This is a genomic window from Streptococcus sp. DD04 (genome assembly GCF_001578725.1).
Taxonomy (GTDB): Bacteria; Bacillota; Bacilli; order Lactobacillales; family Streptococcaceae; genus Streptococcus; species Streptococcus sinensis.
The window spans coordinates 385529-386551 of the sequence record NZ_KQ968978.1; the positions used below are offsets into that span (position 1 = coordinate 385529).

Annotated in this window: 1 protein-coding gene and 1 pseudogene; both read left to right on the forward strand. The window is 42.5% G+C overall.

Translation table 11 applies throughout. The features are described 5' to 3' along the window. Window positions 1-81: 81 nt before the first annotated feature. Window positions 82-840, forward strand: a complete 759-nt coding sequence (locus STRDD04_RS06805) for a TraX family protein (protein ID WP_062200551.1) — start codon at window positions 82-84, stop codon at window positions 838-840. Between the two features lie 84 nt (window positions 841-924). After that, window positions 925-1023 (forward strand): annotated as a pseudogene (locus tag STRDD04_RS10980) (ABC transporter ATP-binding protein); the annotation flags it as partial.

The window sequence follows — 1023 nt, forward strand, 5'->3', positions numbered from 1 at the left end:
CCGAAATTGAAAGGTTAGGTTATGGTACCAACCTTTCTTTTTTTGTAAGATAGATGTATAAAGAAGACAAGGAGATATGAAATGAAAACAAGAGGATTAACTGCTTTCCAACTCAAGCTTTTCATGGCCTTTTTAATGGTTTTTGATCATATTGGTAAGATTCCAGGGCTTTTGCCGACGGGCTGGGACGGGATTTTTCACCTGCTGACCCGCTGTGTAGCTGCTTGGTTTGCTTTTAGCGCAGTAGAAGGCTTTCTGCATACGCGCAATCGCTTGGTCTACAATGCACGCTTGTTTATCTGGGCGGCTATCATGCAGCTGGGCAATACCATCTTGACGATGCTGTTCCAAGGCAAGGGAGTTTATCTTGGCAACAATATTTTTCTTACTCTGGCCTGTGGCCTTCTGGTACTCAATCTTTTATTTGGCTTGTCAAAAAAGAGTGAGGATTCTAAGACTGAGAAGCGCTATTTGCGGCTTGGTGGGGCGGTATTGGTTGGTTTAGCAGGAGTCCTTTTGACAGAAGGTGGGATGACCATTATTCCTTTTATGCTGCTTAGCTATATCTTCCGCAATCAGCCTGCTCTCAGAACTCTTTCTTACATGGTGTTGGCCTTTCTGCTCTTCTGTCTGAGCATTGAAATCTACCCAACCATGGGAGCGACTCTTTCGATGATGCTCTACAATTCAGACTGGGCCTTTATTACCGTCTTGCCCTTCCTCCATCTCTACAATGGCGAACGAGGCTATAATGGCAAGTGGGGCAAGTATTTCTTCTATATCTTTTACCCAGCCCATCTCTGGATCATCGCACTGATTGCTTATTTGGTGCAGAGGTAAAAATGTTGGCATTTAAAAATTAGCAAAATATGGAAATAAAGCTGTTTCTGTATTAAAATGGAATTATAGAAAAAGGAGAGAATGATGACATTATTAGACGTTCAACACGTGAAAAAGATTTATAAAACCCGCTTTCAGGGCAGCCAAGTAGAGGCATTGAAAGACATTCACTTTACGGTGGAG